The 5,244-nt window shown below is 49.1% G+C and carries 5 protein-coding genes; 1 reads left to right on the top strand and 4 read right to left on the bottom strand.

Going from position 1 to position 5,244, the window contains the following annotated elements; all coding sequences use genetic code 11:
• The 4 genes from WBV75_RS10465 to tgt form a co-directional block, all read right to left on the bottom strand.
• On the bottom strand, positions 1–912 hold a 912-nt coding region (locus WBV75_RS10465; protein WP_424120558.1), incomplete at its 3' end, for a replicative DNA helicase.
• Between the two features lie 167 nt (positions 913–1,079).
• Complete coding sequence (locus WBV75_RS10470) at positions 1,080–2,033, bottom strand: acetyl-CoA carboxylase carboxyltransferase subunit alpha (protein WP_424120559.1); 954 nt, start codon at positions 2,031–2,033, stop codon at positions 1,080–1,082.
• 92 nt (positions 2,034–2,125) lie between these two features.
• A complete protein-coding gene (locus WBV75_RS10475) occupies positions 2,126–3,205 on the bottom strand; it encodes an LptF/LptG family permease (RefSeq protein WP_424120560.1) in 1,080 nt (359 codons plus the stop codon).
• Positions 3,206–3,209: 4 nt separating this feature from the next.
• Positions 3,210–4,340 carry a tRNA guanosine(34) transglycosylase Tgt gene (gene tgt / locus WBV75_RS10480; protein ID WP_424120561.1) on the bottom strand — a complete coding sequence of 377 codons (1,131 nt, stop codon included), beginning with the start codon at positions 4,338–4,340 and terminating at the stop codon, positions 3,210–3,212.
• A 100-nt stretch (positions 4,341–4,440) separates the two neighbouring features.
• On the opposite strand from tgt, the gene WBV75_RS10485 reads away from it, so the two are divergent.
• Positions 4,441–5,244, top strand: an 804-nt coding sequence (locus WBV75_RS10485; RefSeq protein ID WP_424120562.1) for a transketolase, incomplete at its 3' end; no start/stop codon positions are given.

A 5,244-nucleotide genomic window follows, 5' to 3' on the forward strand; every position in this document is an offset into this window, starting at 1 on the left:
AAATAAAGGGGCCTTTTCCAGGGTCTTTACCTTGACGTTGAGCTGTTCCCACTCGTGTTTCTCCAAACGACCCGTTCGCAACTTTTCTGATGAAAGGCCGGTTTCCGAAGAAATCAGGCGGGTAATCAGCTGGACGGAAGACATTTCCAGGGAGAAGAAGGCCACGGGTATATTCGCGTTGACTGCAATATTACGGGCCATTGAAAGCGTGAGGGCAGTTTTACCCATTCCGGGACGTGCCGCTATAATGATCAGGTCACTGGGTTGCCATCCCGAGGTGAGGCGGTCTACCTTGTCAAACCCCGAAGGAATGCCACTGAGTCCCTCTTTGTTCGAAATCTCCTCAATTTTCTTCTTGGCCTGGATAACCAGGTTCTGGGCCGTTTCCGCAGAGCGCTTCAGATTGCCCTGGGTAACTTCATAAAGTTTGGATTCAGCATTGTCGAGCAAATCGAAAACATCGGTTGCCTCGTCATAAGCCTCTTCAATGATCTCGCTGGAAATCTTAATAAGGCTGCGCTGTATGTATTTCTGTAGAATGATTCGCGCATGGAACTCAATATGGGCTGAGGATGCGACTTTTTGGGTCAGTTTTATAAGGTAAAAGTCACCGCCGGCAACTTCGAGTTTTCCATCGGTCTTTAATTGGGCCGAAACGGTTAATAAATCCACGGGTTGCGAAGATTCAAACAACTTAAAAATAGCCTCGTAAATATAACGGTGGCCCTCTTTGTAGAAAACATCACGGTGCAAAATATCGATTACCTCATCAACACCTTTTTTATCGATCATCATTGCGCCAAGCACAACTTCCTCTAAATCAACGGCTTGTGGGGGTATTTTCCCTTTCTCCAGAGGTATAACCCCCGGAGTTCCGACTTTTCGGCCCACTAATGCCCTCGATTTTTCCATAGCTTCAAAAGTAGAAAATTAACGTTAAGTTAACCCTGCAAGTGCGGTCCGGATATTCACCGTTCATTCACAATACAGCTGTTAATAAGTTACAACTTAATGTTGATAACAAAAAAATCCAGAGGTCATTCCTCCGGATTTTTTCTAAATCATTAGTTACAAAAGGATTACCCTTTAAACACCCCCATACCGGTGTACTTTTCCATCCGTTTTGCAATCAAATCCTTTGGTGATAACTTTTCGAGGTCCTGATAGTGCTTTGCAATTTTGTCCCGGACGATTTCAAAAGTCCTTTCCCGGTTGGCATGTGCACCTCCTGCAGGCTCCCTTACGATCTCATCGATCAGCTTTAATTTTTTCATATCGGTGGCAGTGAGCTTAAGCGCATCCGCCGCCTGTTCCTTGTATTCCCAACTGCGCCAGAGGATAGAAGAACAGGATTCGGGTGAGATTACGGAGTACCATGTGTTCTCCAACATCAGTACAGAATCCCCTACCCCAATTCCCAGGGCACCTCCCGAAGCGCCTTCCCCGATGATCACAACGATGATCGGTACTTTGAGGCGGGTCATTTCCAGGATATTCCGGGCAATGGCTTCGCCCTGCCCGCGCTCCTCCGCTTCAATACCCGGGTAAGCCCCGGGGGTATCGATAAAGCAGACAACCGGAATGCCGAATTTCTCGGCCGAACGCATCAGGCGCAGGGCTTTGCGATACCCTTCCGGATTGGCCATCCCGAAATTTCGGTATTGTCTTGTTTTCGTATTGTATCCCTTTTGCTGGCCGATAAACATATAGGACTGATCCCCTATTTTTCCGAGTCCGCCGATCATGGCTTTGTCGTCCTTTACCGTGCGGTCTCCGTGCAATTCCAGAAAGGTATCCCCACAAATGGCGCGAATATAATCCAGAGTGTAGGGGCGGTTTGGATGGCGCGAGAGTTGTACCCGCTGCCAGGCCGTGAGGTTTTTATAGATCTGCTTACGGGTCTCAGCGAGCTTCTTTTCAATTTGCTTGCAGGTTTCCGTAACATCCACATCACTCTCTTCCCCGATAAGCGCACATTTTTCGAGCTGCTCCTCCAGCTCTTTTATGGGCAATTCAAAATCCAGGTACTCCATGGACAGTATAAAATTTTGGATGATTGGTCAGGGCAAAGATAAACTATCTTGGAAAACCTCCTTCCTTTGCCCTGCCCCAAAAGTATGAAATATCAGCGTTTGGCTTTTTGCAGGAGGTAAAAGCCCAGAATCCCGAAAAAAACATTGGGTAAAAGCACAGCCATCAGGGGCGGAAATCCAGACTGTTCGGCCAGGGTACTGAAAACCTTATCCATAAAAATATAGATAAAAGCCACCCCGATACCGAAGGCCAGGTTGGCACCCATGCCCCCCCTTCTTTTGGCCGAGGACACTGCAACCCCGATTATGGTAAGGACAAAAGCTGTAATGGGAAGGGCCCAGCGTTTGTACAAGACCATGACATAGGTATTGACATTCGAGGCGCCTTTGCGCCTCTGCACCCGGATAAACTCGTTGAGTTCGAAGAGGTTTTTAGTCTCTCCGATATAGGAAACAGGGGTGAGGTCGTCGATCTGGAAGGCGAAGAGCGTGTCCAATCGTCGTTTGGTCACCACTTCTTCAATATCCCCCTTTAAATCCCTCCGGGTATAGGAAGTCAGGCGGTATACACTGTCTGCCGGTACCCAACGAATGTTCGCAGAATTGATTTTGTACTGCAGGGTACCATCTTCGGAAAAATGTTCGTAAGTGAAATTATAGCCAATTTGCCGTTCCGGATCAAAAGAACTGACATATATGTAATCGCTCTCACCAAGTTGGTTAAAAATATTGTTGGTCACCCGGTCCTGATTTTTCTTTTTCAGGTATTTAAATTTAAACTCATTGTATCCCTTACTGGCCGCGGGTACGATAAACATTCCCATAATAAACATCACTATGGCAATAATGGAAGCTCCTATCCAGTAGGGCCTTAAAAACCGGCGGAAGGAAACCCCCGAAGAGAGGATGGCGACAATTTCGGTGTTATTCGCCATTTTTGAGGTAAAGAAAATGATGGCGAGAAATAGAAAAATCGGAAAGAGTAAATGCCCGATGTAGATGGTGAAATTCACGTAATAAAGGATAATTTCCATCAGGGGAGCCTCGTTGTCGATCATCTTCCCAATCTGCTCCGCCAGGTTGAGCATGATGCCGATAGGCACAAAAAGCAGCAGCATCAACCCGAAGGTCAACAGGTATTTCTTTAGGATATACCGGTCGATAATACCCATACCTCTAGAGTCGTTTATCCATTTGACGTACCATTTTATCCTTCCAGGGGCCAAAGGTCCCATCCAGGATCCGGCGCCGTGCCTCACGTACCAGCCACAAGTAAAAGCCCAGGTTGTGAAGGGTGGCGATTTGCTTTCCAAGATACTCATTTGCGGCAAAAAGATGCCTGAGGTACGCCTTGGAATACTCCCGGTCTGCAAAGGTAAGCCCCATAGGATCCAGGGGGGTAAAATCCGTAGCCCACTTCCTGTTTTTGATATTGATAGTCCCCTCTGAGGTAAAGAGCATCCCGTTCCGCGCATTGCGGGTGGGCATCACGCAGTCGAACATATCCACACCCAGGGCGATGTTCTCCAGTATATTGATCGGCGTTCCCACCCCCATCAGATACCGCGGTTTGTCTTCAGGCAGAATACTGCAAACTGCATCGGCCATCGCATAGAGCTCCTCGGCCGGTTCCCCTACCGACAAGCCCCCAATGGCATTCCCTACGGCATCTTTCCCAGCGATATACTCGGCGGATTTCTTTCTTAAATCCGGGTATACCGAACCCTGGACTATCGGGAAGAAGGACTGCTGATAGCCGTACAAGGGGGGTGCTTTTTTAAGGTGGTCTATACAGCGGTCGAGCCAGCGATGCGTCATATGCATGGACCGCTCGGCATAGTCGTATTCGCACGGATAGGGCGTGCATTCGTCAAAGGCCATGATGATATCTGCGCCGATACTCCGCTGCAATTCCATAACCCGTTCAGGGGTGAATACGTGAAGGGACCCGTCGATATGGGATTTAAACTTCACCCCTTCCTCCTTAATTTTGCGATTGGCAGAAAGGGAGTAGACCTGGTACCCGCCACTGTCTGTGAGAATCGCGCGGTCCCATCCCATAAAGGTGTGCAGGCCACCGGCTGCTTCGAGGATTTCCATACCCGGACGCAGAAACAGGTGGTAGGTATTCCCCAGGATGATGTCCGGGTCGATTTCTTCCCGTAACTCCTTCTGGTGGATTCCCTTAACCGAGGCTACCGTTCCCACAGGCATAAAAATAGGGGTCCTGACCGGGCCATGGGCCGTTTCAAAAAGACCTGCTCGGGCACGGGTCCCGGGGTCGGTATGTTCGAGGGTAAATCGCATGTCAGGCGGGGTCAAAGATACACAACTCGCCTGCATTCCACAGTAAAGAAACCCTTAAAGTTACCCCTTAAAAACCGTTGATAAATTGTAACAACAACCTTTGTTCAAGCAGAAGAATGCCCGTACTTTTGGGAAACCTAAAAAAACAAAAATGTCGGAAATACAGGATATGGAAGCCCTGGTTACACAGGTGCGCAGGGATATTGTCCGGATGGTGCACAAGGTCAATTCCGGACACCCCGGAGGCTCCCTGGGTTGCACGGAATTTTTTGTGACCCTCTTTAATGAGGTCATGCATATAAAGGACACTTTCGAGATGGATGGTATTGGGGAAGATTTGTTTTTTCTCTCCAACGGCCATATCTCCCCGGTCTACTACAGCGTCCTGGCGCGCAGGGGGTTCTTTCCCGTGGCAGAACTCAGTACCTTCCGCCTGATCAATTCCCGCTTGCAGGGCCATCCGGCTACACACGAACACCTCCCCGGAATACGAATCGCATCCGGATCCCTCGGACAGGGAATGTCGGTCGCTATAGGTGCCGCGCTGGCGAAAAAACTCAATAAAGACCCCCACCTGGTCTACAGCCTCCATGGGGATGGGGAACTGCAGGAAGGGCAAATTTGGGAAGCCGTTATGTATGCCGCAGGACGCGGAATCGACAATCTCATCGCAACGGTAGACCGCAACGGCCAGCAGATTGATGGCCCTACCGAAGAGGTGATGCCCCTGGGAGATGTTAAAACCAAATTTGAAGCCTTTGGGTGGGAAGTGCTAACATTAAAGGAGGGAAATAACCTGCAGGCAGTTATCACTACCTTGGAAAAGGCGAAATCCCTTACCGGAAATGGGAAGCCCGTGGCCATAATCATGGATACAGTGATGGGCAACGGGGTTGACTTTATG

The organism is Robiginitalea sp., from assembly GCF_049588695.1.
Classification (GTDB): Bacteria; Bacteroidota; Bacteroidia; order Flavobacteriales; family Flavobacteriaceae; genus Robiginitalea.

Bases quoted from the DNA above. Each gene is read 5' to 3' on its own strand.
- tgt (WP_424120561.1), bottom strand. From the start codon at position 4,340: ATGCGATTTACCCTCGAACATACCGACCCCGGGACCCGTGCCCGAGCA.
- WBV75_RS10470 (WP_424120559.1), bottom strand. From the start codon at position 2,033: ATGGAGTACCTGGATTTTGAATTGCCCATAAAAGAGCTGGAGGAGCAG.
- WBV75_RS10475 (WP_424120560.1), bottom strand. From the start codon at position 3,205: ATGGGTATTATCGACCGGTATATCCTAAAGAAATACCTGTTGACCTTC.